The following is a 23,883-nucleotide window of genomic DNA, read 5'->3' on the forward strand; positions in this document are numbered from 1 at the left end:
ACCGCGATCGGCGGTCCAGATCCGTGGTCTCCACGAGGAGTAGGACTCACATGCGCGACATCGTCATCATCGGCTCCGGCCCCGCCGGGTACACCGCTGCGATCTACGCGGCCCGCGCCGGCCTCAAGCCCGTGGTGCTCGCCTCCAGCGTCGAGGCCGGCGGCGACCTGATGAACACCACCGAGGTCGAGAACTTCCCCGGCTTCCCGGAGGGCGTGATGGGTCCCGACCTGATGTCCAAGCTGCAGGAGCAGGCCGAGAAGTTCGGTGCCGAGGTCATCCTCGACGACGTCACCAGCGTCGACCTCACGGGCGACGTCAAGCACGTCGAGACCGGGTACAGCGGGTCCTACGACTCCCGCTCGCTCATCTTCGCCACCGGGTCGGCCTACCGGAAGCTCGGCCTCCCCGACGAAGAGCGTCTGTCGGGTCGCGGTGTCTCGTGGTGCGCGACCTGCGACGGGTTCTTCTTCAAGGGCAAGACGATCGCCGTCGTGGGCGGTGGCGACTCGGCCATGGAGGAGGCGACCTTCCTCACCCGCTTCGCCGAGAAGGTCTACGTCGTGCACCGCAAGGACTCGCTGCGCGCCTCGAAGATCATGCAGGAGCGCGCGATGACGAACGAGAAGATCGAGTTCGTCTGGAACTCCGAGGTGACCGGCATCACGGGCGAGAACGCCGTCGAGGCGCTCACCCTCCGAGACACCATCACCGGTGAGACCCGCGAGCTGCCGGTGCAGGGGCTCTTCGTCGCCATCGGGAACGACCCCCGGGTCCACCTCGTGCACGGTCAGCTCGACCTCACCGCCGACGGCACCATCGCGGTCGAGGGCCGCTCCTCGAAGACGAACCTCCGCGGCGTGTTCGCGGCGGGCGACGTCATCGACCCGAGCTACCGCCAGGCGGTCACGGCCGCGGCGTCGGGCACCGTCGCTGCTCTCGACGCCGAGCACTACCTCGCCGCGCTCGACCAGATCGAGGTCGAGAAGGCGGCGGGCATCCCGCTCGAAGCGGAGCAGCTCGTCAGCGCGGAGTAGGGCTCACCGAACCATCTCGCCGCCGACGGCGACGAGCATCACAGACCATCAGAGAGAAGGAACCATGTCCAACGCAAAGGCAGTCACCGACGCCAGCTTCGCCTCCGACGTCCTCGGCAACGAGAAGACCGTCCTGGTCGACTTCTGGGCCGAGTGGTGCGGTCCGTGTCGTGCGGTCGCCCCCATCCTCGACCAGATCTCCGCCGAGCACGGCGACAAGATCGAGATCGTCAAGCTCAACGTCGACGACAACCCCGAGACGGCCATGAAGTACCAGATCACCTCGATCCCGGCGCTCAAGGTCTACAAGGGCGGAGAGGTCGTCAAGACGATCATCGGCGCGAAGCCGAAGGCGGCCCTCGAGGCCGATCTCGCCGACTTCATCTGACCTCGCGCCGGCCTCGCCGGCTCCGCAGCCATCCCCGGCGCGCCCGTCGGGGGTGGCCACGCGCATCCAAGTGGCCCGTCGCACCTCGTGCACGGGCCACTTTCGTCTGCCCTAGCATGGGATCTCGGTCAACATGGGATGAGTGCAGTGAGCAGTCACACGTCAACGCAGTCTTCGGGCAACAACCTCGACCCCTGGTACGGCAACTACGCCGCCCGTACCGCCGGGCTCGCCGCCTCCGAGGTCCGCGCCCTGTTCGCCGTGGCCTCGAGGCCCGAGGTGGTGTCGCTCGCCGGCGGGATGCCGGCCGTCTCCGCGCTTCCGCAGGAGCTGGTGACCGAGTCGTTCAACCGCGTCATGGCCGAGCGGGGCTCGGTCGCGCTCCAGTACGGCTCCGGGCAGGGGGTGCCCCGTCTGCGGGAGCAGATCCTCGACGTGATGGCGATGGAGGGCATCCGGGCCAGCGCCGACGACGTCGTCATCACCACCGGATCGCAGCACGCGCTCGAGCTCGTGAGCAAGCTGTTCCTCGACCCCGGCGACGCCGTGCTGGCGGAGGGTCCCACCTATCTCACCGCCATCGTCATCTTCAAGTCGTTCCAGGCCGACGTGTTCCACGTGCGGAGCGACGAGCACGGGATGATCCCCGAGTCGCTCCGCGAGGAGATCGCGCGCCTGAAGGGTCTGGGCAAGCGACTGAAGCTGCTCTACATGATCCCGTCGTTCCAGAACCCCGGGGGAGTGACTCTCACCTGGGAGCGTCGTCTCGAGATCCTCGAGATCGCCCGCGACAACGGCATCCTCGTCCTCGAGGACAACCCGTACGGCCTGCTGCACTTCGACACGCCTCCGCCTCCGGCGATGAGGTCCGTCGAGGAGGACGGGGTCATCTACCTCGGTACGTTCTCCAAGACGTTCGCGCCCGGTTTCCGGGTCGGATGGGCCGTCGCACCGCACGCGATCCGAGAGAAGCTCATCCTGGCCAACGAGGCGGCCATCCTCTCTCCGTCCTCCTTCTCGCAGCTCGTGATCTCGGAGTACCTCGAGACCGTGGACTGGCGGGCCCAGGTCGACCGGTTCCGCGGGGTGTACCGCGAGCGGAAGGAGGCGATGATCTCCGCGCTGCAGGAGTACCTCCCCGAGCTGAGCTGGACCGATCCGCAGGGCGGCTTCTACGTGTGGTTGACCCTTCCGCCGTACCTCGACTCCAAGAAGATGCTGCCCCGTGCCGTCAAGGAGCTCGTCGCCTACACCCCGGGAACCGCGTTCTTCGCCGATGGGGGAGGGCACGACAACATCCGACTGTCGTTCTGCTATCCGACGCCGGAGATGATCCGGGTCGGTGTCCGCCGTCTCCAGACGGTGATCAGCGGCGAGACCGACCTCGTCAGCACGTTCTCCTCCGGCGCACCCGTGCCGCTCCGATCCGCCTCGACCTCGTTCTCCGCGCCGCCCCCGAACCTGGACTGACATGACCTCCAAGACCCCTCGCACGGTACTCGTCCTCGCCGGAGGCATCTCGCACGAACGCGACGTCTCGCTCCGCTCCGGGCGCCGCGTCGCCGAGGCCCTGGCCGCCCGCGGGCACCGGGTCGTCGTGCGCGATCCCGACGCCACCCTCCTTCCGTACCTCGAGGAGTCCCGTCCCGATGTGGTGTGGCCGGCGCTCCACGGCGCGAGCGGTGAGGACGGCGCGCTCCGCGCACTGCTCGCCGCGCAGGGGGTGCCGTATGTGGGCTCGACCGCCGACGCCTCGCGCCTGGCGTGGCACAAGCCGGTCGCGAAGGTGCTCGTGTCGCGCGCCGGGTTCAGCACGCCCCTCTCGTTGACCCTCACCCGCGACTCGGTTCGCGAGCTCGGCGGCGCCCAGGTCCTGTCGCGCGTCCACTCGTCGTTCCCGGGACCCGTCGTCGTGAAGCCCGCGACCGGCGGCTCGGCGCAGGGTGTGACCTCGGTCCATGCGGAGGACGAGCTGCCGCGAGCCATCGTCGACGCCTTCACCTACGTCGAGACCGCGCTGGTCGAGACGAAGGTCGCCGGCACCGAGGTGTCCGTCGGCATCCTCGATCTCGGTGAGGGCCCGCAGCCGCTGCCGATCGTGGAAATCGTGCCCCGATCAGGGGTTTATTCCTTCGAGGCACGCTACAACGCGGGGGAGACGAGCTTCTTCACGCCCGCTCGGCTCGACGACTCCGTGGCCGCGGCCGTGAGCGATGCCGCCCTGCGCATTCACGACGTGCTGGGCCTCCGGCACATCTCCCGTGTCGACTTCATCGTCGACGAGGCAGGCGTCCCGTGGTTCCTCGAGGCGAACGTGCTCCCCGGTCTCACGGAGACGTCCATCGTGCCCCAGGCTCTGGTGGCGGCCGGACTCGAGCTCGGCGAGGTGTACGAGACCCTCGCCGAGGTCGCGATCCGCGACGCCGGCGAGCATCCCCTCGACTAGGCCCGGCCGAATCCGTCCTCGCCGATCTCCCCCAGGATTCGGTTGAGGTCATCGATCGTCGCGAAGTCGATCACGATCTGACCCTTCGTGCGGCCGAGGCTGACCCGGACCCGGGTGTTGAGACGGTCGCCCAGACGGTCGCCGATCTCGTCGAGGTGTCCGCGCTTGGTCCCCGCCGTCGGCTTCGATCGGTTCTGCTTCGGCGTCTCGGCCGCGAGGGCCTCCGCAGCACGGACCGAGAGCTCTTCGTTGACGATCTTGTCGGCGAGCTTCGTCATGGCCTCGACGTCGCCCACCGACAGGACCGCTCGCGCGTGCCCGGCACTCAGGACGCCGGCCGCCACACGCTTCTGCACCTCGGGAGGGAGCCTCAGCAGGCGGATCGTGTTGGTGATCTGAGGACGCGAGCGACCGATCCGCTCGGCCAGCTGGTCCTGCGTGATGCCGAAGTCGTCGATCATCTGCTGGTAGGCGCTGGCCTCTTCCAGCGGGTTCAGCTGCGATCGGTGCAGGTTCTCGAGGAGCGCATCACGCAGCATGTCCTCGTCGGCCGTGTCGCGGATGACGGCGGGGATGCGATCGAGGCCCGCCGCCTTCGTCGCACGGAGTCGACGCTCGCCCATGACGAGCTCAAAGCGGGGCTCGTCGCCGTCCGCGTCCTTCGGGAGCTCGCGCACCACGATGGGCTGGAGGACCCCGATCTCGCGGACGGAGTGAATGAGCTCCTGAAGGTCGTCCTCATCGAAGACCGAACGCGGCTGCTTCGCGTTCGGGACGATGGACGCGGGGTCCAGCTGGACGAGACGCGCGCCAGGAACCGCGACCAGGTCGGGTGCGTCATCGGGAGCAGGTCCCTGCGTGGTGGCCTCGGCGATTCCCGGCACCGCTGCGGAGACCGCGACCGCCCTCGAATCAGGGAAGAAGACGTCGACGGGACGGCTGCCGTCACTGCTGGTCGGCTCGGTCGGTATCAGGGCGCCGATGCCTCGACCGAGGCCGGTTCGCTTCTTAGTGGCCATGTGCTGCTCCTCTGTCTGCGATCTCGCCTGCTGCCTCGAGGTAGGAGACGGATCCGGTCGATCCTGGGTCGAAGGTGATGACGGTCTGCCCGTAGCTGGGCGCCTCGGAGATCCGCACCGTACGAGGGATCACCGTGGCGAGCGTCTGGGTGGGGAAGTGGGTGCGGACATCCTCGGCGACCTGGAACGCCAGTCTGGTTCGCGCGTCGTACATCGTGAGCAGGATCGTGCTCACGGTCAGAGCGGGGTTGAGGTGCCGTTCGATGAGCTGGATGTTGCTGAGCAGCTGACTCAGTCCCTCCAGCGCGTAGTACTCGCACTGGATGGGGATGAGCACCTCGCGCGCGGCGACGAACGCGTTGATCGTCAGCAACCCTAAGGACGGCGGGCAGTCGATGAAGACGTAGTGGATCGGATCGCCCTCCGCCGCTCGCTTGGAGATGTATTCGTCGAGGGCGGTGCGCAGCCGCTGCTCCCTGGCCACCATGGGCACGAGCTCGATCTCGGCGCCCGCGAGGTTGATGTTCGACGGAAGGCACCACAGGGTCTCGAACTCGGGGCTCTTGGCGACGACCTCCGCGACGTCATCGTCGTGGATGAGGACGTCGTAGATGCTGGGCGTGTCCGCTCGACGCTCGATGCCCAGCGCCGTCGACGCGTTGCCCTGGGGATCGAGGTCGATCACCAGGACGGTCGCCCCGTGCTTGGCCAGCGCCGCAGCGAGGTTGACCGTGGTCGTCGTCTTGCCGACGCCGCCCTTCTGGTTGGCGACAGTGAAGATCCGCGTGGTCTCCGGGAAGGGGAAGGTGCGTGACGCCAGTCGACGTTTGCGCTCCGACAGGTCGGCGAGCTCACGGGCCAGGGGAGTGGTCTCGTCGAAGGCTGATTCAGACGGCATGCGGTGCAGTTCTCCATCACGACGTTTCACGTGAAACATCCGGGTCTCGACTCGGTCACTGAGCCCTCCGATGCTATCCAACGAACCTGTGCGCGGATGCGCCCCTCACGCGATGTTTCACGTGAAACGTGGGGTGGGGTTCGGAGCGCCGATAGCCCGTGTGACGGTCTCGGCGACCGGCGCAGGCGAGTGGGAGGAGTCCAAGATGGGCTTCACCGACCCGGCGAGCGTTCGATGGCGCGAGATGACCACGGAGCACGCCGTTGGCGCCACTAGAACCCCAGGTCAAGGGCCGAAGTTCACCAGGAGCCATCCTAAGCTCGTGATGGACACCTTGCCGGGTGAGCTGCAGGCCTTATGACTGGGTCATTGCGTTCCACAGAGAGCAGTTTGGCCCGTCTCAGCCGCTCCTCGCCGCACTTGCCATGCTCAACCGCCCACTTGATGTTTCACGTGAAACACGACCAAGCCCTCATGATCAAGAACGATCTCTAAAGACACACGACGGCCAGTTCTTTTCACGCGCTCGGCCCATGCGCAGGTGATCGAGTCCGGAAGGCGCACTCCTCCCGCCGCCGCGAGGAACACCGCTCACCTGAAACCGCCTCCCTATCACCACGCACGGACACCCAGCCGACGGCGTGCATTCCCCACAAAACCGAGGGGCCGCGACGCATCACGGTAAGAGCGAGATGACGAGACGTACAGGGGGAGCGCCGTCAGGACCCGGTGTCGATTCAACCGACTCGATCACCGCCCGAGTGACCCCTCGACACGAACTACAACCAACTCCCCGCTTATGTGCCGGAGGCCCCGCAGCTTCGGCGCTGGACCAACCTCCGCGGCCATCCAACACAGCCACCGCCCGACGCGGAACCCTACCCTCCCGCACACCGCCGCACTCCCTGCGCGAACAGCGAATGGCCTGCCCCATATGACGGGGAGTCCGGAACAAGCGCAACAACCACCCAAGGCAGCTCGACCTACGCGACTGCTACTTCGATGTCCTTCGACACGGAATACACGCAGGTCTCCGCCTAGACGCCGAAGGTCTGGCCTATTCGGTGCTGAAGCGGCCGCCGCGATCCCCGCCACAGCCACTACTCGCCCCGCGACCTCACACACAACCCGCCGACCCGGCTGGACCAACGGGGGAGTGATCCACTCAGGAGCCACCGAGACACGGCACGAGCGCGACGATCATCCGGAACGCCTCGACCTAAACGATCGATACCCGCGTGAACCCTTCAACGAGACGATCAGTTCCCGCATGACGCCTCAACATGGAACACACGCAAGTACCCGCCTAAACGCCGATGTCCTCATTGATTCCGCGGTGAAACGACCACCGAGGCCACCAAGCACGGCCGCCATCCCGCTCGCGACCGCGCACGCACACGCAACCCGCCGATCACTCGCCGTGAACGGGGGAGCGGTGCGCTCAGGGACCGAGGAGGCGCGGCACGAGCGCGACGATCATCCAGAACGCCTCGACCTAAACGATCGCTTCCCGCGTGACGCCTCGACACGGAATACACGCAAATCCGCGCCCATACGCCGAAGGTCGCGCCAATCCGGCGCTGCAGCGCGCACACCGCCACCGAGTACGGCACCGACACGACATCGAGCCGGGTGTGCTCCGGCTGGTGAACAAGGACTCCAGGCAGACGGGCGAGTGGCCCCGCCAAGGGGCTGGGACGCACGGTCGGCTCGGCTACGCGATCGCACCCTACATGTCGGCTCGTCACGAAATACGGGAAAGGCTCCCTCCCACACGCCGAGCTTCCACCAAATCCGCGATGAAGCGACAACCGAGTACACCGAACAAGTACTGACACAACGCACAGGCCCGTCGGCTTCCGCCCGCCGCACGAACGCACAACCGACTGCCCGAGAGGACAGGATCCATGGAGCTGCCTCGACCTACGGGATCGCACCCCACGTGGCGCTTCGTCGCGGGATACCGGCAAGTCCCCGCCTATATGCAGAGGTGTCGCGAATTAGGTGATGAAGCGACAGCCGCGGACCCCGAACACCACACTGACACAACGCAAAGCGCGGTCCGCTTTCCCCCTGCGCCAGCGGGGCAGTCGGCCCGCACGAGAGGGGCGAGCTTCGGAGCGAGCCCGGTGACGACAGCACCGGCTCGACCTACGCGATAGCACCCGATGCGTCGCTTCATCACGGAATATGGGCAAGCCCCCGTCTATACGCGGAGGTGTTCCGAAATCCGTGATGAAGCGACAGCCGTCGCGGCTAAGAAGGGTGTCGACACAACGCAGCGCCGAGTCCGCTTTCACCTGCCTGCACAAACCGGGGCCGGTCAGCCCGAGAGGACAGGAACTGCGGGTAGCTCGACCTGCGCGATTGCAGTCGACGTGTCGGTTCGTCACGGAATATGAGCAAGCACGCGGCTATACGCGGAGGTGTCACGGAATCCGTGATGAAGCGACAGCCGCGGTGCGGAGGACGACAACCACACCACGCAGAGCAGCGTCCACGTCCCCCCGAGAGGAGAAGAGCCCCAGGCTGGCTCGACCTGCGCGATCGCAGTCGACGTGTCGCTTCGTCACGGAATTCGGGCAAGCACGCGGCTATACGCGGAAGTGTCACGGAATCCGTGATGAAGCGACAGCCGCGGCGCGGAACACGACAACCACACCACGCAGAGCAGCGTCCACGTCCCCCCGAGAGGAGAAGAGCCATAGGCCGGCTTGAACTGCGCGATCGCAGCCGACATGTCGCTTCGTCACGGAATTCGGGCAAGCACGCGGCTATACGCGGAAGTGTCACGGAACCCGTGATGAAGCGACAGCCGCGGCGCCGAGCGCGGCATCACGACACAGAGCCGCGTCCGATTCCACGCGCCCCACCCGAGACGGGAAGAGCCATACGCCAGCTCGAACTGCGCGATCGCAGTCGACGTGTCGCTTCATCACGGAAAATCGGCAAGCCCCCGGCTATACCCGGAGGTGTCACGGAATCCGTGATGAAGCGACAGCCGCGGCGCCGAGCGCGGCACCACGACGCAGAGCCGCATCCGCTTCCACGCGCCCCACCCGAGAACGGAAGAGCCCTAGGCCGGCTCGACCTACACGATCGCAACGGGCGTGGCGCTTCATCACCGAATACGGGCAGGCCCCCGGCTATACGCGGAGGTGTCACGGAATCCGTGATGAAGCGACAGCGGCCGCCGCCGAGAGCCGAGCCCACCCGCGCACCCACGCGACAGCGGAGGGGGGAACTACGGAACGAGGGCGGTGATCACGCGGGTCGGCTCGACCGGAAGGTCCGCGCCGAGCACCGACACCGCCACGTCGCGGAGACGGAAGCGCGCGATCACCTTCGCCGCCGCGGTGATCTCCGCCTCGGCGTTGGCGCCCTTCATGAAGACCAGGCGCCCGCCGTCGCGGGTCAGCGGCACCGTCATGGGGACGAGCTTCGAGAACGCGCTCACCGCTCGGGCCGTGACGACGTCGTAGGAGCCCGTCGCATCCTGGGCACGGGCACGGATGACGGTCACGTTGTCGAGTGCGAGCAGGGACTTCTGCTCCTCGAGCCAGGCCACCCGTCGCTCCATCGGTTCGATCAGGGTGAACGCCACATCAGGACGAGCGATCGCCAGCACGATCCCCGGCAGCCCCGCCCCGCTTCCGATGTCGGCCACGGAGGTGTCCGCCTCGAACAGGGGAGCGGGGAGGGCGCAGTTCACGATGTGCCTGCTCCACAATCGCGGAAGCTCCAGCGGACCGATCAGGCCGAGCGTCTCCCCGCGCGCAGCGAGGTCGGCCGCGAAGGCGCGCGCCTTCTCGATCCCGTCGCCGAACAGCGAAGCCGCGACCGCGGGCTCCGCCTCGACCTCGACAGCGGGGGAGTCCATGCTCACGCGCGGGTGATCACCGTGTGACGATCGCGCCCCTCGCCCTCCGACTCCGAGCCGAAGCCACGGCCGGCGGCGATGTCGTGCACCAGCTTGCGCTCGTACGACGACATGGGCTCGAGGTGAGCCTCCTCGGCACCGGCGTCCAGCTGACCGATCGCGCGGTCGACCATCGCCTCGAGCTCACGCTGGCGAGCGTCGCGGCTGCCGCCCACGTCGAGGATGAGCCGGCTGAACTCGCCGGTCTTCGCCTGGACGGCGAGACGCGTGAGCTCCTGGAGAGCCGTCACCGTCTCGGGGTTCGACAGGACGTGGAGGTTGCTGTCGCCGGAGGCCACGACCGAGACATAGGTCCGGCCATCGCGGACCTCGATGTCGATGTCGCCGTCGATGTCGCAGATGTCGAGGAGCTCCTCGATGTAGTCGGCGGCGATGTCGCCGTCGTCCTGGACGGCGGCGTCCACGGTCTCGGTCTCCGTCACGTCGGTCTCGGTCACTTCTGACCCCCCTGCTTCTTCGCTCGTGCCTTGCTGATCGGCTGCTGGCGCTGAGTGCTCTGCTTCGGCTGCTCGATCTCCTCGACGCCGGGATCGTCCTTCTGGACCAGCTTGCCCCGCTTGGCCAGACGGGCCTCACGGGCCTTCGCGGCCTCGCTGCCCGGGGTCGGCATGTTGCGGATGACGAGGAACTGCTGACCCATCGTCCAGAAGTTCGACGTGAGCCAGTAGAACATCACGCCCAGCGGGAAGGCGACACCCGAGAAGACGAACACCAGCGGGAGGATGTAGAGCAGGATGCGCTGCTGGCGGTACATCGGGCTCGCCTTGGCCTCCGGCGACTGGTTCTTCGCCATGATCTGCAGCTGGGTGTAGAACTGCGAGGCCGTCATGAGAACGACCATCAGACCGGCGATCACCATGACCTGCCACGGTCCGCCCGCGTTCCAGGACCCGATGAAGGTGTCGTGCAGCGGAGCCACGCCGAACAGCGTCGCGTCGCCGAACTGCTTGCCGAGCTCAGCGTTCAGGGGGCCGACGCCCGCCTGACCTTTCTGAGCATTGTTCAGCACAGAGAAGAGGCTGAAGAAGATCGGCATCTGGATCAGCAGCGGCAGACACGACGAGAGCGGGTTCGTCCCCGTGCGGCGGTAGAGCTCCATGGTCTCGCGAGACATCGCCTCGCGGGAGAACTGGTCGCGCTTGCCCTTGTACTTGTCCTGGATCTTCTTGAGCTGTGGCGCGACCTCGAGCATCTTGCGCTGGCTCTTGATCTGGCGCACGAAGATCGGGATGAGCGCGGCGCGGACCACGATCACCAGACCGACGATCGAGAGCACCCAGGTCAGGCCGGCGGCCGGGTCGAGGCCGATGCTCGTCCACAGCCAGTGCCAGGCCACCAGGATCAGCTCCACCACCCACTTGATGGGCCAGAGGATCGTATCGATGAAGGGGATTTCCATGGTGGTGAGCGTCAGCCCTTTCCGTGGCTAGCTGAGACGACGAAGCCGAATGGCGTGGTGCGGTAGCGCGGCCGACGAACCGGCGGGACGTCGTCGACACCGCCCTTCGCCCAGGGGTGGCAGCGTGCGATGCGGTACACGCCGAGCGCGGAGCCCACGACCAGACCGCGCTGCTGGATGGCCTGCAGCGTGTAGGCGGAGCACGAGGGGTAGTAGCGGCAGACGTCGCCGTAGAGGGGAGAGATCACCGCGCGATATCCGCGAAGCAGGAGCACCGCCAGGTTGCGGGGGAGAAGCAGGATCGTCGTCAGCAGCATCCTCATGCGAGCACTGATCCTTTTCTGAGCGACGTGGAGAGCTCGTCGAACAGTACCCCGTAAGGCTGGGACGAAGCTCCGGGCAGCGCCCGGACCACCACGTCGAGTCCGCCGGACACCGCGGGGAGCAGGTCGTAGCTCGCCGCCTTGAGCCGACGCCGGACCCGGTTGCGCACCACGGCCCCGCCGACGTTCTTCGCCACGATGAAGCCGAAACGCGCATCCGACGAATCGGATGCGCGAATGTAGGTGACGGTGTGAGGGCCGACGAAGCGCCGACCGCGCCTCACCGTGGAGCGGTACTCCTCACCCGTGGTGAGTCGATTGCGTCTCGCCAGCACCGCTCCGCACCGTCAGGGCAGGGTCGGACTAGGCCGAGAGCTCGGTGCGGCCCTTGGAGCGGCGCGCCGAGAGGATGGCACGGCCGGCGCGGGTGCGCATGCGGGCGCGGAAGCCGTGCACCTTGGCGCGGCGGCGGTTGTTGGGCTGGAAGGTTCGCTTGCTCATGATTTTCTCCGTGTCCAGGCGCGGTACGAGACGCACACCCGGCGAATAGAAAGGGGGACGGGCTCGGCAGAACCCATAAGTCAACTGATTAAAGCTACGTGCACAACGCGGAATGGTCAAATGTCAGTGTCCGCCGACGTTCTCCACACCTGTGGACAACATCTGTGTATGACACACCTCCGGTCAATACCGCAAACTTGCCACCGACCATGGCAGTGGCTAGCTTAGGTGCTCACAGTTGCTGCCAGCCGGGGTCTGACCGACTGGCACATGTTCGCAATCTCGCACGCGACGGCCGTCGTCGTTCGGCAGTCGTCCCGACAGGAGTTCCGTTGGCTGAGGTAGGAGATTCCACCGAAGACAACTGGCGCACCGTCCTCTCCGTCCTGGCCGCCGACGAGCGCATCACCCCCCAGCTGAAGGGCTTCCTCTCGCTGGTCGTCCCCAAGGGGATCATGGGCGGCGCCTTCTACCTCGAGGTGCCCAACGACTTCACCCGCGACATGCTCGAGCAGCGTGTCCGGCCCGCTCTCATCCAGGCGCTCAGCTCGCTCGACGGCGAACTCGGCGTCAGCACCTTCGCCGTCGTGGTGAACCCCGAGATCGACGGCTATCGGCTCGCCGAGTCCTCCGTCCCTCTCCCCGCGCGCGAGGAGACGCAGGCCGTCGCCGTGTCTGAGGCCGCCTACGTCGAGGCTCTGCCCGCTCCGGTGCAGGAGACCGCGGTCGGGCCGCAGCGCAACAACGACACCAGGCTCAACCCGAAGTACAGCTTCGACAACTTCGTCATCGGCGGATCCAACCGCTTCGCCCACGCCGCGGCGGTCGCCGTGGCCGAGGCGCCGGCGAAGGCCTACAACCCCCTCTTCATCTACGGCGACTCCGGCCTCGGCAAGACGCACCTGCTCCACGCCATCGGCCACTACGCGATGAGCCTCTACCCCGGGGTGCGCGTCCGGTACGTCAGCTCCGAGGAGTTCACGAACGACTTCATCAACTCGATCGCCAACAACCGCGGAGCGGCCTTCCACTCCCGGTACCGCGACATCGACCTGCTGCTGATCGACGACATCCAGTTCCTGCAGGGCAAGGCGGAGACGCAGGAGGCGTTCTTCCACACCTTCAACACCCTGCACGACCACAACAAGCAGGTCGTCATCACCTCCGACCTCCCTCCGAAGCACCTCACCGGCTTCGAGGATCGGATGCGCACCCGCTTCGAGTGGGGCCTCATCACGGATGTGCAGACACCAGACCTCGAGACCCGCATCGCGATCCTGAGGAAGAAGGCGCAGAGCGAGCGACTCCGTGTGCCCGACGACATCCTCGAGTTCATGGCGTCGAAGGTCTCGTCCAACGTGCGCGAGCTCGAGGGCACGCTCATCCGGGTCACCGCCTTCGCCAGCCTCAACAGGACGCCCGTCGACATGCAGCTGGTGCAGACCGTGCTGAAGGACGTCATCACGCTCGACGACGACAACGTCATCGCGCCGGTCGACATCATCAACAACACCGCCGAGTACTTCAAGCTCTCGGTCGACGACCTCTACGGGTCGTCCCGCTCGCAGGCCATCGCGACGGCACGCCAGATAGCGATGTACCTGTGCCGCGAGATGACGAGCCTCTCGCTCCCCAAGATCGGTCAGCTGTTCGGCGGACGAGACCACACCACGGTGATGTACGCCAACAACAAGATCGGCAAGCTCATGACGGAGAAGCGGTCGATCTACAACCAGGTCACCGAGATCAGCAACCGCATCAAGCACGACCAGCGCTACAAGGGCGCCTGACGCCCTTCCCCGACACAGCCCCGACCTCGGCCACGACGGCCCGAGAGAGGGGCTTTCGTCATGTTTCCACACAGTGTGGACAACCTGTGGAGAACCGAATGACAATTGTGAGTCCGTCGCGTCGAGTTGTGGATCCGTTCATCTCGCCGCCGGATGCGGTTTCCTCGGCACACGGTGTCATTCACACGTCATCGACAACTTACAGAGTTGTAGTTTCCAGAATCCGCGCGGCGGGACGAGACTTGTCCACATATCCACAGCGGTTAACACCATTAACGATCTCTCTCTCATTAATGGCTCCCCACAACCTTGGGGATCGGCGAACCCGATCGGCGGCGGCCGACCGCACCAGATAACATGAGTCGACCCAGCGTCTACCGTGCACTCAGAGGTGACTTCGTGAAGTTCCAAGTAAATCGAGACGTCTTCAGCGAGGCGGTCTCGTTCGCGGTGAAGCTCCTCCCGCAGCGCACCACCCTCCCCATCCTGAGCGGCGTGCTCATCGAGGCCGAGGGCGGAGAGCTCACCCTGTCGTCCTTCGACTACGAGGTCTCCGCTCAGACGCAGATCCCCGCGGAGGTCGAGGAGTCGGGCGTGGTCCTCGTCTCGGGGCGCCTCCTGAGCGACATCGCCTCGCGCCTGCCCAACGCGCCCGTGCAGTTCTCCACGGAGGACTCGCACATCGTCGTGCGCTGCGGCTCCGCTCGCTTCACCCTGCTGAGCATGCCCGTCGAGGAGTACCCGACCCTCCCGCAGGTCGGCGCCCAGAGCGGCGTCCTCCCGGCCGACACGTTCTCCACCGCGGTGGCGCAGGTCGCCGTCGCCGCGTCCCGCGACGACGTCACGCCCGTCATCACCGGCGTCCAGCTCGAGATCGCCGACAACTCGCTCTCGCTCGTCGCCACCGACCGCTACCGCGTCGCGGTCCGCGACATCGACTGGGACGGCAGCGACGGAGGAGTCCAGCAGGCGACGGCGCTCGTGCCGGCGCGCACCCTCCACGAGGTCGGTCGCACGTTCGGCAACGCGGGCACGATCTCGGTGTCGATCACGGGCACCGACGACCGCGAGCTCATCGCCTTCAGCGCCGATCGCAAGACGGTGACGACGCTGCTCATCAAGGGCAACTTCCCGCCGGTCAAGAGACTGTTCCCCGAGAGCGTCGAGAACTACGCGGTCATGAACACCGCTGAGCTCATCGAGGCGGTCAAGCGCGTCTCCCTGGTGCTCGAGCGCGAGGCCGCGCTCCGCTTCAGCTTCACCCTCGACGGCGTGACCCTCGAGGCGATCGGATCCGAGCAGGCGCAGGCATCCGAGACCATCGACGCCCTCCTCACCGGGGAGGACACCGTCGTGTCGCTCAAGCCGCAGTTCCTCCTCGACGGACTCGGCGCCGTGCACTCCGAGTTCGTCCGGATCTCGTTCACCAAGACCGACAACCCGAACAAGCCCGGCCCGGTGCTGATCACCAGCCAGTCGTCGAAGGACCAGCCCGGGTCCGACGACTACCGCTACCTGCTGCAGCCCAACCTGCTGCTCCGCTGATCCCGGCCCCTCCACCCCACCTCGAACTCGGCACACCTCGAACAAGGAGAAGGTTCATGCAGATCGGTCTCATCGGACTCGGCAAGATGGGCAACAACATGCGCACCCGTCTGCGCAACGCCGGCATCGAGGTGACGGGATACGACCGCAACCCGGCCGTGACCGACGTCCCCGACCTCGCCGCGCTCGCCGCGGCACTGCCTGCGCCGCGCATCGTCTGGGTCATGGTGCCCGCCGGTGAGATCACCGACGGCGTGATCCACGACCTGGCCGACGTGCTCGACGAGGGCGACCTCATCATCGACGGCGGCAACTCGAAGTGGACCGAGGACTTCAAGCACTCCGAGTACCTGGTGCCCAAGGGCATCGAGTTCATGGATGCGGGTGTCTCGGGTGGCGTCTGGGGCCTCGAGAACGGCTACGGGCTGATGGTCGGCGGCACCGCCGAGAACGTCGAGCGCGCCATGCCGATCTTCGACGCCCTGCGTCCCGAGGGTCCGCGCGAGGAGGGCTTCGTGCACGTCGGCGAGGTCGGCGCCGGCCACTACGCCAAGATGGTGCACAACGGCATCGAGTACGGCATCATGCAGGCCTACGCCGAGGGCTACGAGCTGCTCGACACCAAGAAGGACATCATCAAGGACGTCACCGGGACGTTCAAGGCCTGGCAGCGCGGCACGGTCGTGCGCTCCTGGCTCCTCGACCTCCTGGTCCGCGCACTCGAGGCCGACCCCGAGTTCCACGACATCCAGGGCTACGTCCAGGACTCCGGCGAGGGCCGCTGGACGCTCGAGGAGGCGATCGAGAACGCCGTGCCGATGCCCGCCATCAGCGCCGCGATCTTCGCCCGCTTCGTCTCGCGCCAGGAGGACTCGCCCTCGATGAAGGCCGTCGCGGCCCTGCGCAACCAGTTCGGCGGTCACGCCGTCAAAGAGCTCGACTGATCGCCTGAGTGCACGTCAGTCACCTCCAGCTCACCGACTTCCGCAACTACCGGACGGCGGACGTGGCGCTCGAGCGCGGCGCGAACCTGTTCGTCGGCCGCAACGGGCAGGGCAAGACCAACCTCGTCGAGGCGGTGGGGTACCTGGCCACGGTCGGGTCGCACCGCGTCTCGACCGACCAGGCCCTCATCCGCAGCGGATGCGAGTCGGCGGTGATCAGGGCGAAGCTGACGCACGAGCAGCGTGAGCTGCTCGTCGAGGTGCAGATCAACCGGACGGGAGCGAACCGCGCGCAGGTGAACCGCGCGGCGATCAAGCCGCGCGAGCTGCCGCGCTACGCGGCGAGCGTGCTGTTCGCTCCCGAGGATCTCGCCCTCGTCCGCGGCGAGCCGTCGACGAGGCGTCGGTTCGTCGACGGGCTCCTCGTGCAGCGGAGCCCTCGGCTCTCCGGGGTGCTCTCGGACTACGACCGGGTGCTCCGTCAGCGCAACGCCCTCCTGAAGTCCGCGCGCGCATCCGGCCTGAAGGCCGAGACGCTGCCGACACTCGAGGTGTGGAACGACAGGCTGGTCGAGCTGGGCGCCGAGATCATGAAGGAGCGCATCGCCGTCGTCGCCGCCCTCGGTCCGCGTGTCCGCTCCGCGTATCAGGCGGTGGCCGGGACGGATCAGGAGCCGGCGCTCGGGGTGGTCCTGAGCGTGCTCGCCGATCATCCGGACTCGGAGGACGCCGACGGCGAGTCCGGGCCGCTGGGCGACGTGTCCTCCTCGATCGACGATCTCCGGGCGATGTTCCGCGCCGGGCTCGACCGGGTGCGCCGGGCCGAGCGCGATCGAGGGGTGACGCTCTGCGGTCCGCACCGCGACGACGTGCTGTTCACCCTGAACGGGCTGCCCGCCAAGGGGTATGCGAGCCATGGGGAGTCGTGGTCGTTCGCGCTGTCGCTCCGGCTGGCCAGCGCCGACCTGCTGCGCACCGAGTCGCTCCTCGGAGATCCCGTGGTGATCCTCGACGACGTGTTCGCCGAGCTCGACTCGGGCCGGCGGGCTCGGCTCGCGGAGGCGGTCCTCGACTACGAGCAGGTGCTGATCACCGCCGCCGTCTACGACGACGTGCCCAAGGAGCTCACCGCGCACACCGTGCACGTGAACGCCGGGGAGATCGTGGAGACGGAGGCGGCCGATGACTGAGTCGCAGAACGTCTACCTCCGTCTGAAGGAGGCCCTGGCCGGCGCCCCCGTCCGCCGCACGCGTCGCGGGATCCGCACGAGGGAGGTCGACGACGACGGGACGAACATGCCGTACGGTCGGGGCCGTGACCCGCGACCCCTCGGCGACGTGGTCGACTCGCTCTCGCAGGAGCTGGGCTGGACGGCCTCGCTGGCGAAGTCCGACATCATGCTCGACTGGGCCGAGATCGCCGGGCCCGAGACGGCCGAGCACTCGCGGCCGATGGGCGTGACCGACGCCGTGCTCACCATCCAGTGCGACTCGACGGCCTGGGCGACGCAGCTGCGCACGATGCGTTCGCACCTGCTGGGGAGCATCGCTCAGAGATACCCCGATGCGGGCATCGAGTCCATCCGCTTCGAAGCGCCCCACGCCCCCACCTGGAAACGAGGCTCCAGATCGATTCCAGGGCGTGGCCCTCGCGATACCTACGGCTGAGTGGACAAATCTGGTCGCCAGGAGCGAAAAAGCCGCTCAGAGGGCCTTTCCAGCCCCGCGATCGGGGCCTCGCTTGATAGGATGAAGGGTCGCTTTCGCGACAGCTGAGGAGCCTGGAATCTATGACGGATGAATCGAACGAGCCTGTGACGGACGACACTCCTGCGATCTCAGGCGAGGCGGTTCATCATCAGCCCGTCGACCATGAGTACGGCGCCAATCAGATCCAGGTGCTCGAGGGCCTCGAGGCGGTGCGCAAGCGCCCCGGCATGTACATCGGTTCGACCGGTCCGCGCGGTCTGCACCACCTGGTCTACGAGATCGTCGACAACTCCGTCGACGAGGCGCTCGCCGGCTACGCCGACGACATCCAGGTGACCATCCTGTCGTCGGGTGGTGTGCGGGTCATCGACAACGGTCGAGGCATCCCCACCGACGAGCACCCCACCGAGAAGAAGTCGACCGTCGAGGTCGTCCTGACCATCCTCCACGCGGGCGGCAAGTTCGGCGGTGGCGGCTACGCGGTCTCCGGCGGACTCCACGGCGTCGGCAGCTCCGTCGTCAACGCGCTCTCGCGCGAGCTCGACGTCGAGGTCAGCCGTGGCGGCTACGTCTTCCGTCAGTCCTACCGGAACGGCGTGCCCGAGGCACCGCTGGAGCGCGGTGAGCAGACCGAGCGCACCGGGACGACGATCACGTTCTGGCCCAACGCCGAGATCTTCGAGACGGTCGAGTTCGACTACGAGACCCTGCGCACCCGCTTCCAGCAGATGGCCTTCCTCAACAAGGGCCTGCGGATCTCGCTCGACGACGAGCGCGAGCCCGACGACGAGGGCAAGACCCGCAGCGACGTCTTCCACTACGAGCGCGGTCTCGTCGACTACGTGGAGTACCTCAACTCGGCGAAGAAGAGCGAGGTGGTCAACCCCGAGATCATCTCCTTCGAGACCGAGGACACCGACAAGAAGATCGCCCTCGAGGTCGCCATGCAGTGGACGACCGCGTACTCGGAGAGCGTCCACACCTACGCCAACACGATCAACACGCACGAGGGCGGCACGCACGAGGAGGGCTTCCGCGCGGCTCTGACCTCGCTGGTCAACCGCTACGCGCGCGAGAAGAACCTCCTCCGCGAGAAGGACGAGAACCTCTCCGGCGACGACGTGCGCGAGGGTCTCACCGCGGTCATCTCGGTCAAGCTCAGCGAACCGCAGTTCGAGGGCCAGACCAAGACCAAGCTCGGCAACACCGAGGCGAAGGCGTTCGTGCAGCGCATCACCGGTCAGCAGCTCGGCGACTGGTTCGAGCGCAACCCGCAGGTGGCGCGCGAGATCATCCGCAAGGCGATCTCCGCATCCCAGGCCCGCATCGCGGCCCGCAAGGCGCGCGAGCAGACCCGTCGCAAGGGACTGCTCGAGGGCAGCGGCCTCCCTGGCAAGCTCGCCGACTGCTCGAGCAAGGATCCCTCGCGCAGCGAGATCTTCCTCGTCGAGGGAGACTCGGCGGGTGGTTCGGCCAAGACCGGCCGGAACCCCGAGACGCAGGCGATCCTGCCGCTGCGCGGCAAGATCCTCAACGTCGAGAAGGCGCGTCTGGATCGCGCCCTCGCCAACGCCGAGATCCAGGCGATGATCACGGCGTTCGGCACGGGCATCGGCGAGGACTTCGACGGCGAGAAGGCCAGGTACCACAAGATCGTGCTCATGGCCGACGCCGACGTCGACGGTCAGCACATCACGACGCTGCTGCTCACCCTGCTGTTCCGCTACATGCGACCGCTCATCGAGCTCGGTTACGTGTACCTCGCGCAGCCGCCGCTCTACCGTCTGAAGTGGACGAACGCGGAGCACGAGTACGTCTACTCCGACCGCGAGCGGGATGCGCTGCTCGAGGCCGGCGCCGCGGCGGGCAAGCGTCTGCAGAAGGACAACGGCGTGCAGCGCTACAAGGGTCTGGGCGAGATGAACCACCAGGAGCTGTGGGACACGACGATGAACCCCGACTCGCGCACGCTGCTGCAGGTGACCCTGGAGGACGCGGCCATCGCCGACGGCATCTTCGCGACCCTGATGGGCGACGACGTCGACGCACGCCGCACCTTCATCCAGCAGAACGCCAAGGACGTCCGCTTCCTCGACATCTGACGCCGAGGCCCCGCCTCCCGTCCCCTCTCTCCGCGCCCCGGCGCCCCGCACATCCTGAAAAGAGATCCCTGTGACCGACGACATCGAGACCACCGGCCCCGCCGGCGACCGGATCGAGCAGGTCGACCTCCAGCTCGAGATGCAGCGCTCGTACCTCGACTACGCGATGAGCGTGATCGTCGGCCGTGCGCTGCCCGACGTCCGCGACGGCCTCAAGCCGGTGCACCGCCGCGTGGTCTTCACGATGTACGACGGCGGATACCGTCCCGACCGGGCCTTCTCCAAGTGCACGCGTGTGATCGGCGACGTGATGGGCCAGTTCCACCCGCACGGTGACAGCTCGGTCTACGACGCGCTCGTGCGACTGGTCCAGCCGTGGTCGCTTCGCTATCCGCTGGCGCTCGGACAGGGCAACTTCGGTTCGCCCGGAAACGACGGCGCGGCCGCGCACCGGTACACCGAGACCAAGATGGCTCCGCTCGCCATGGAGATGGTGCGCGACATCGACGAGGACACCGTCGACTTCCAGGACAACTACGACGGGCGCACGCAGGAGCCGGTCGTCCTTCCGAGCCGGTTCCCGAACCTGCTGGTGAACGGCTCCGTCGGCATCGCGGTCGGCATGGCCACGAACATCCCGCCGCACAACCTGCGCGAGGTCTCCGAGGGTGCGCTCTGGGCGCTCGAGCACCCCGATGCGTCGCGCGAGGAGCTGCTCGAGGCGCTCATCCAGCGCATCAAGGGGCCCGACTTCCCGACGTCGGCGCAGATCCTCGGCGTCAAGGGCATCCACGACATGTACCGCACGGGTCGCGGCTCGATCACGATGCGCGCGGTCGTGAACATCGAGGAGGTCCAGGGTCGCACCTGCCTCGTCGTCACCGAGCTGCCGTACCAGGTCAACCCGGAGAACCTGGCGATCAAGATCGCCGACCTGGTCAAGGAGGGGCGGATCGGCGGCATCGCCGACATCCGCGACGAGTCGTCCGGCCGCACCGGTCAGCGCCTGGTCATCATCCTGAAGCGCGACGCGGTGGCCAAGGTCGTCCTCAACAACCTGTACAAGCACACGCAGCTGCAGGAGAACTTCGGCGCGAACATGCTCGCCATCGTCGACGGCGTGCCGCGCACGCTCTCGCTCGACGGCTTCATCCGCGAGTGGGTGACGCACCAGATCGAGGTCATCGTCCGTCGCACCCGCTTCCGGCTGCGCAAGGCCGAGGAGCGCATGCACATCCTGCGTGCGTACCTCAAGGCGCTCGACGCCCTCGACGAGGTGATCGCCCTCATCCGCCGGTCGCCCACGGTCGAGGATGCGCGCGACGGCCTGATCGACCTGCTCGAGATCGACGAGGTGCAGGCCCGTGCCATCCTCGAGCTGCAGCTCCGACGCCTCGCGGCGCTCGAGCGGCAGAAGATCCAGGAGGAGGCGGAGCAGCTGGCCGCGCTGATCGAGGAGTACGAGGCGATCCTCGCGTCCGAGATCCGCCAGCGCACCCTCATCGCCGACGAGCTCCGTGAGATCACGGAGAAGTTCGGCGACGACCGTCGCACCGAGATCATGTTCGGCTTCGACGGCGACATGAGCGTGGAGGACCTCATCCCCGAGGAGGAGATGGTGGTCACGGTCACGCGCGGTGGGTACATCAAGCGCACGCGGAGCGACAACTACCGCTCGCAGCACCGCGGTGGCAAGGGCGTGAAGGGCGCGCAGCTGCGCGCCGACGACGTGGTCGAGCACTTCTTCGTCACGACGACGCACCACTGGCTCCTGTTCTTCACGAACACCGGGCGCGTCTACCGCGCCAAGGCGTACGAGATCCAGGAGGCCGGTCGCGATGCGAAGGGCCAGCACGTCGCCAACCTGCTGGCGATGAGCCCGGACGAGCAGATCACGCAGATCCTCGACATCCGCGACTACGAGGTCGCCCAGTACCTGGTGCTCGCCACGCGCGACGGTCTGCTGAAGAAGACCGCCCTCACCGAGTACGACACGAACCGCTCGGGCGGCATCATCGCGATCAACCTGCGCGAGGGCGACGAGCTCGTCTCGGCGCTGCTCGTGAACGAGGACTCCGACGTCCTGCTCGTGTCGCGTCACGGCATGTCGATCCGCTTCACCGCCTCCGACGAGACCCTCCGTCCGATGGGGCGCGCGACGTCCGGTGTCATCGGCATGAAGTTCCGCGAGGGCGACACCCTGCAGGGCGCGTCCGTGGTGAGCCACGACGGATACGTGTTCATCGTCACCGAGGGCGGGTACGCGAAGCGCACCTCGGTCGACGAGTACCGGCTCCAGGGCCGCGGCGGACTGGGCATCAAGGTGGCCAAGCTGGCCGAGGCGAGGGGCGATCTCGTGGGCTCGCTGATCGTCGGCGAGGACGACGAGGTGCTTGTGGTTCTTGCCAGCGGCAAGGTGGTAAGGTCTGCCGTGGCCGAAGTCCCGGCCAAGGGCCGTGACACGATGGGCGTCGTCTTCGCCAGATTCTCAGACGACGACCGCATCATTGCTGTGGCCAAGAACACCGAACGCAACCTGGACGCCGAGCTCGAATCCGAGCCCGGGGCGGCCGCCGCCGACCTGGCGTCTGGAGAGGATGTACCGACGGATGAGTAACGTTGCCGACAAGCTCGCGAAGAAGACCGCGCGAGTGGCGTCGACCAAGCAGGTACGCCTCAAGCTCGTCTACATCGACTTCTGGTCGGTGCTGAAGATCTCGTTCCTGCTCGCGATCATCCTCGGGATCATCACCATCGTGGCGAGCTTCCTGATCTGGTCGGTGCTCAACCAGACCGGTGTGTTCGACCGCATCAACACGCTGCTGCAGTCGATCGCCGGCCAGGAGAACTTCAACCTGAACGACATCGCGTCGCTCGGTCAGGTCATGGGCTTCTCGGTCGTCGTCGCGGTGCTCGATGTCATCGTCATCACCGCGCTCGGTGCGATCGCGGCCGCGCTGTACAACCTCGCGGTCCGCATCACCGGCGGCGTGATGCTCGGGTTCACCAACAAGTGAGCCGGGCCTCGCGGCCGGTTTGGATGACCAGCCGGTCGTGAGGTAGGGTTCTATTCGGCCATTCCGGCCTACGGGGCTATAGCTCAGGCGGTTAGAGCGCTTCGCTGATAACGAAGAGGTCCAAGGTTCAAGTCCTTGTAGCCCCACTCCATCCCTTCGGGGACGTAGCTCAATTGGCAGAGCACCTGCTTTGCAAGCAGGGGGTTAGGGGTTCGATTCCCCTCGTCTCCACCGAATGACGAAGGCCCCGCTGGTGCGGGGCCTTCGTCATTCGGTGCAGATGCGTGGATGAGAAGCCCGACCAGGGGTGGGCCCCTGAGCCATGCTTGGCTCAGGGACGATTCCCCTCGTCGCAAGCCGGAAGCACCGCTTCCGGCGCTACTCCGCTCGGCGCGAGCTCTTTCACGCGAGCTCCTTCACGCGAAGCTCACGCCCCCGGCGCCACCACATCGAACCCATGTGCCCTGGCGCATTCCTGCATCCGGGTGTCGTACGTGACGAAGGCGTGGACTCCATCGCCGATCTCCAGGGCTGTCGCGACGTGGAGCGCGTCGAGCGATCGGACCGACGGTGGCTCGAGCCACGCGGCCCTGTCGGCGATGCTCGTCGTGATGGACGCCGTCAGCACACCGGAGAGCAGGTGGCGCGCGTCAGGAAGGCGCTGAGGGGCACGCCGTCTGACTGCGCGCAGGATCTCGGTGTGAAGGAGATCATTGGAGATGGGGCTGAGCGAAGATCCATCGACCCACGCTTTCAACTCCACACTGGCCTCCTCGGGAATGACCAGCTTCACGAACGCGGACGAGTCGAAGTAGGAGTACACG

The 23,883-nt window shown here is 66.8% G+C and carries 21 protein-coding genes and 2 tRNA genes; 14 read left to right on the top strand and 9 right to left on the bottom strand.

Annotated elements, in window-relative coordinates:
• The first annotated feature begins 50 nt into the window (after positions 1–50).
• The 4 genes from trxB to IEX69_RS12115 all read left to right on the top strand — a co-directional run bounded on the left by trxB (position 51) and on the right by IEX69_RS12115 (position 3,871).
• The gene (gene trxB / locus IEX69_RS12100) at positions 51–1,037 is read left to right on the top strand and encodes a thioredoxin-disulfide reductase (protein WP_085021216.1); all 987 of its coding nucleotides are present in this window, start codon (positions 51–53) and stop codon (positions 1,035–1,037) included.
• Positions 1,038–1,101: 64 nt separating this feature from the next.
• Positions 1,102–1,425, top strand: coding sequence for a thioredoxin (gene trxA / locus IEX69_RS12105; protein ID WP_085021217.1), 324 nt, complete (start codon positions 1,102–1,104; stop codon positions 1,423–1,425).
• 138 nt (positions 1,426–1,563) lie between these two features.
• Positions 1,564–2,895, top strand: coding sequence for an aminotransferase-like domain-containing protein (locus tag IEX69_RS12110; RefSeq protein WP_085021218.1), 1,332 nt, complete (start codon positions 1,564–1,566; stop codon positions 2,893–2,895).
• Position 2,896: 1 nt separating this feature from the next.
• A complete protein-coding gene (locus IEX69_RS12115; protein WP_085021219.1) occupies positions 2,897–3,871 on the top strand; it encodes a D-alanine--D-alanine ligase family protein in 975 nt (324 codons plus the stop codon).
• On the opposite strand, the gene IEX69_RS12120 is transcribed toward IEX69_RS12115, so the two are convergent.
• From IEX69_RS12120 to rpmH, 8 genes are all read right to left on the bottom strand, one after another.
• A complete protein-coding gene (locus IEX69_RS12120; RefSeq protein WP_085021220.1) occupies positions 3,868–4,890 on the bottom strand; it encodes a ParB/RepB/Spo0J family partition protein in 1,023 nt (340 codons plus the stop codon). The genes IEX69_RS12115 and IEX69_RS12120 overlap by 4 nt on opposite strands.
• Positions 4,880–5,788, bottom strand: a complete 909-nt coding sequence (locus IEX69_RS12125; protein ID WP_229756331.1) for a ParA family protein — start codon at positions 5,786–5,788, stop codon at positions 4,880–4,882. Before IEX69_RS12125 ends, IEX69_RS12120 begins: the two co-directional genes overlap by 11 nt.
• Positions 5,789–9,032: 3,244 nt before the next feature.
• Positions 9,033–9,668 (bottom strand): 16S rRNA (guanine(527)-N(7))-methyltransferase RsmG, encoded by a 636-nt coding sequence (gene rsmG / locus IEX69_RS12130; protein WP_085021222.1) that lies wholly within the window; start codon positions 9,666–9,668, stop codon positions 9,033–9,035.
• A 2-nt stretch (positions 9,669–9,670) separates the two neighbouring features.
• Positions 9,671–10,165 (bottom strand): Jag family protein, encoded by a 495-nt coding sequence (locus tag IEX69_RS12135; protein ID WP_085021223.1) that lies wholly within the window; start codon positions 10,163–10,165, stop codon positions 9,671–9,673.
• A complete protein-coding gene (yidC, locus tag IEX69_RS12140) occupies positions 10,162–11,121 on the bottom strand; it encodes a membrane protein insertase YidC (RefSeq protein ID WP_115364893.1) in 960 nt (319 codons plus the stop codon). The genes IEX69_RS12135 and yidC overlap by 4 nt, the downstream gene beginning before the upstream one ends.
• A gap of 17 nt (positions 11,122–11,138) precedes the next feature.
• The gene (yidD, locus tag IEX69_RS12145; RefSeq protein WP_085021225.1) at positions 11,139–11,450 is read right to left on the bottom strand and encodes a membrane protein insertion efficiency factor YidD; all 312 of its coding nucleotides are present in this window, start codon (positions 11,448–11,450) and stop codon (positions 11,139–11,141) included.
• Positions 11,447–11,785: a ribonuclease P protein component gene (rnpA, locus tag IEX69_RS12150; protein ID WP_085021226.1), complete on the bottom strand. Its 339-nt coding sequence runs from the start codon at positions 11,783–11,785 to the stop codon at positions 11,447–11,449. Before rnpA ends, yidD begins: the two co-directional genes overlap by 4 nt.
• Positions 11,786–11,813: 28 nt before the next feature.
• On the bottom strand, positions 11,814–11,951 hold the full coding sequence (gene rpmH / locus IEX69_RS12155; protein WP_085021227.1) for a 50S ribosomal protein L34: 138 nt from the start codon (positions 11,949–11,951) through the stop codon (positions 11,814–11,816).
• A gap of 455 nt (positions 11,952–12,406) precedes the next feature.
• Here rpmH and dnaA point away from each other — a divergent pair, with 455 nt between their 5' ends.
• From dnaA to IEX69_RS12205, 10 genes are all read left to right on the top strand, one after another.
• Positions 12,407–13,741 (top strand): chromosomal replication initiator protein DnaA, encoded by a 1,335-nt coding sequence (dnaA, locus tag IEX69_RS12160; protein WP_373284491.1) that lies wholly within the window; start codon positions 12,407–12,409, stop codon positions 13,739–13,741.
• Positions 13,742–14,140: 399 nt separating this feature from the next.
• On the top strand, positions 14,141–15,286 hold the full coding sequence (gene dnaN, locus IEX69_RS12165; RefSeq protein WP_085017608.1) for a DNA polymerase III subunit beta: 1,146 nt from the start codon (positions 14,141–14,143) through the stop codon (positions 15,284–15,286).
• Positions 15,287–15,342: 56 nt separating this feature from the next.
• A complete protein-coding gene (gnd, locus tag IEX69_RS12170; RefSeq protein WP_085017609.1) occupies positions 15,343–16,230 on the top strand; it encodes a phosphogluconate dehydrogenase (NAD(+)-dependent, decarboxylating) in 888 nt (295 codons plus the stop codon).
• Positions 16,231–16,238: 8 nt separating this feature from the next.
• A complete protein-coding gene (gene recF / locus IEX69_RS12175; protein WP_085017610.1) occupies positions 16,239–17,420 on the top strand; it encodes a DNA replication/repair protein RecF in 1,182 nt (393 codons plus the stop codon).
• A complete protein-coding gene (locus IEX69_RS12180; protein WP_085017611.1) occupies positions 17,413–17,898 on the top strand; it encodes a DciA family protein in 486 nt (161 codons plus the stop codon). Before recF ends, IEX69_RS12180 begins: the two co-directional genes overlap by 8 nt.
• 122 nt (positions 17,899–18,020) lie before the next feature.
• Positions 18,021–20,042, top strand: a complete 2,022-nt coding sequence (gyrB, locus tag IEX69_RS12185; protein ID WP_085017612.1) for a DNA topoisomerase (ATP-hydrolyzing) subunit B — start codon at positions 18,021–18,023, stop codon at positions 20,040–20,042.
• A 70-nt stretch (positions 20,043–20,112) separates the two neighbouring features.
• The gene (gyrA, locus tag IEX69_RS12190) at positions 20,113–22,659 is read left to right on the top strand and encodes a DNA gyrase subunit A (RefSeq protein ID WP_085017613.1); all 2,547 of its coding nucleotides are present in this window, start codon (positions 20,113–20,115) and stop codon (positions 22,657–22,659) included.
• A complete protein-coding gene (locus tag IEX69_RS12195) occupies positions 22,652–23,059 on the top strand; it encodes a DUF3566 domain-containing protein (protein WP_085017614.1) in 408 nt (135 codons plus the stop codon). The genes gyrA and IEX69_RS12195 overlap by 8 nt, the downstream gene beginning before the upstream one ends.
• Before the next feature lie 72 nt (positions 23,060–23,131).
• Positions 23,132–23,205 (top strand) — tRNA-Ile (locus tag IEX69_RS12200).
• A gap of 12 nt (positions 23,206–23,217) precedes the next feature.
• Positions 23,218–23,290, top strand: a tRNA-Ala gene (locus IEX69_RS12205).
• A gap of 196 nt (positions 23,291–23,486) precedes the next feature.
• Here the strand turns inward: IEX69_RS12205 and IEX69_RS12210 are convergent.
• Positions 23,487–23,882: a type II toxin-antitoxin system VapC family toxin gene (locus IEX69_RS12210; protein ID WP_085017615.1), complete on the bottom strand. Its 396-nt coding sequence runs from the start codon at positions 23,880–23,882 to the stop codon at positions 23,487–23,489.
• Position 23,883 lies beyond the last annotated feature (1 nt).

This window comes from Cnuibacter physcomitrellae (genome assembly GCF_014640535.1).
In the GTDB taxonomy this organism is placed as follows: Bacteria; Actinomycetota; Actinomycetes; order Actinomycetales; family Microbacteriaceae; genus Cnuibacter; species Cnuibacter physcomitrellae.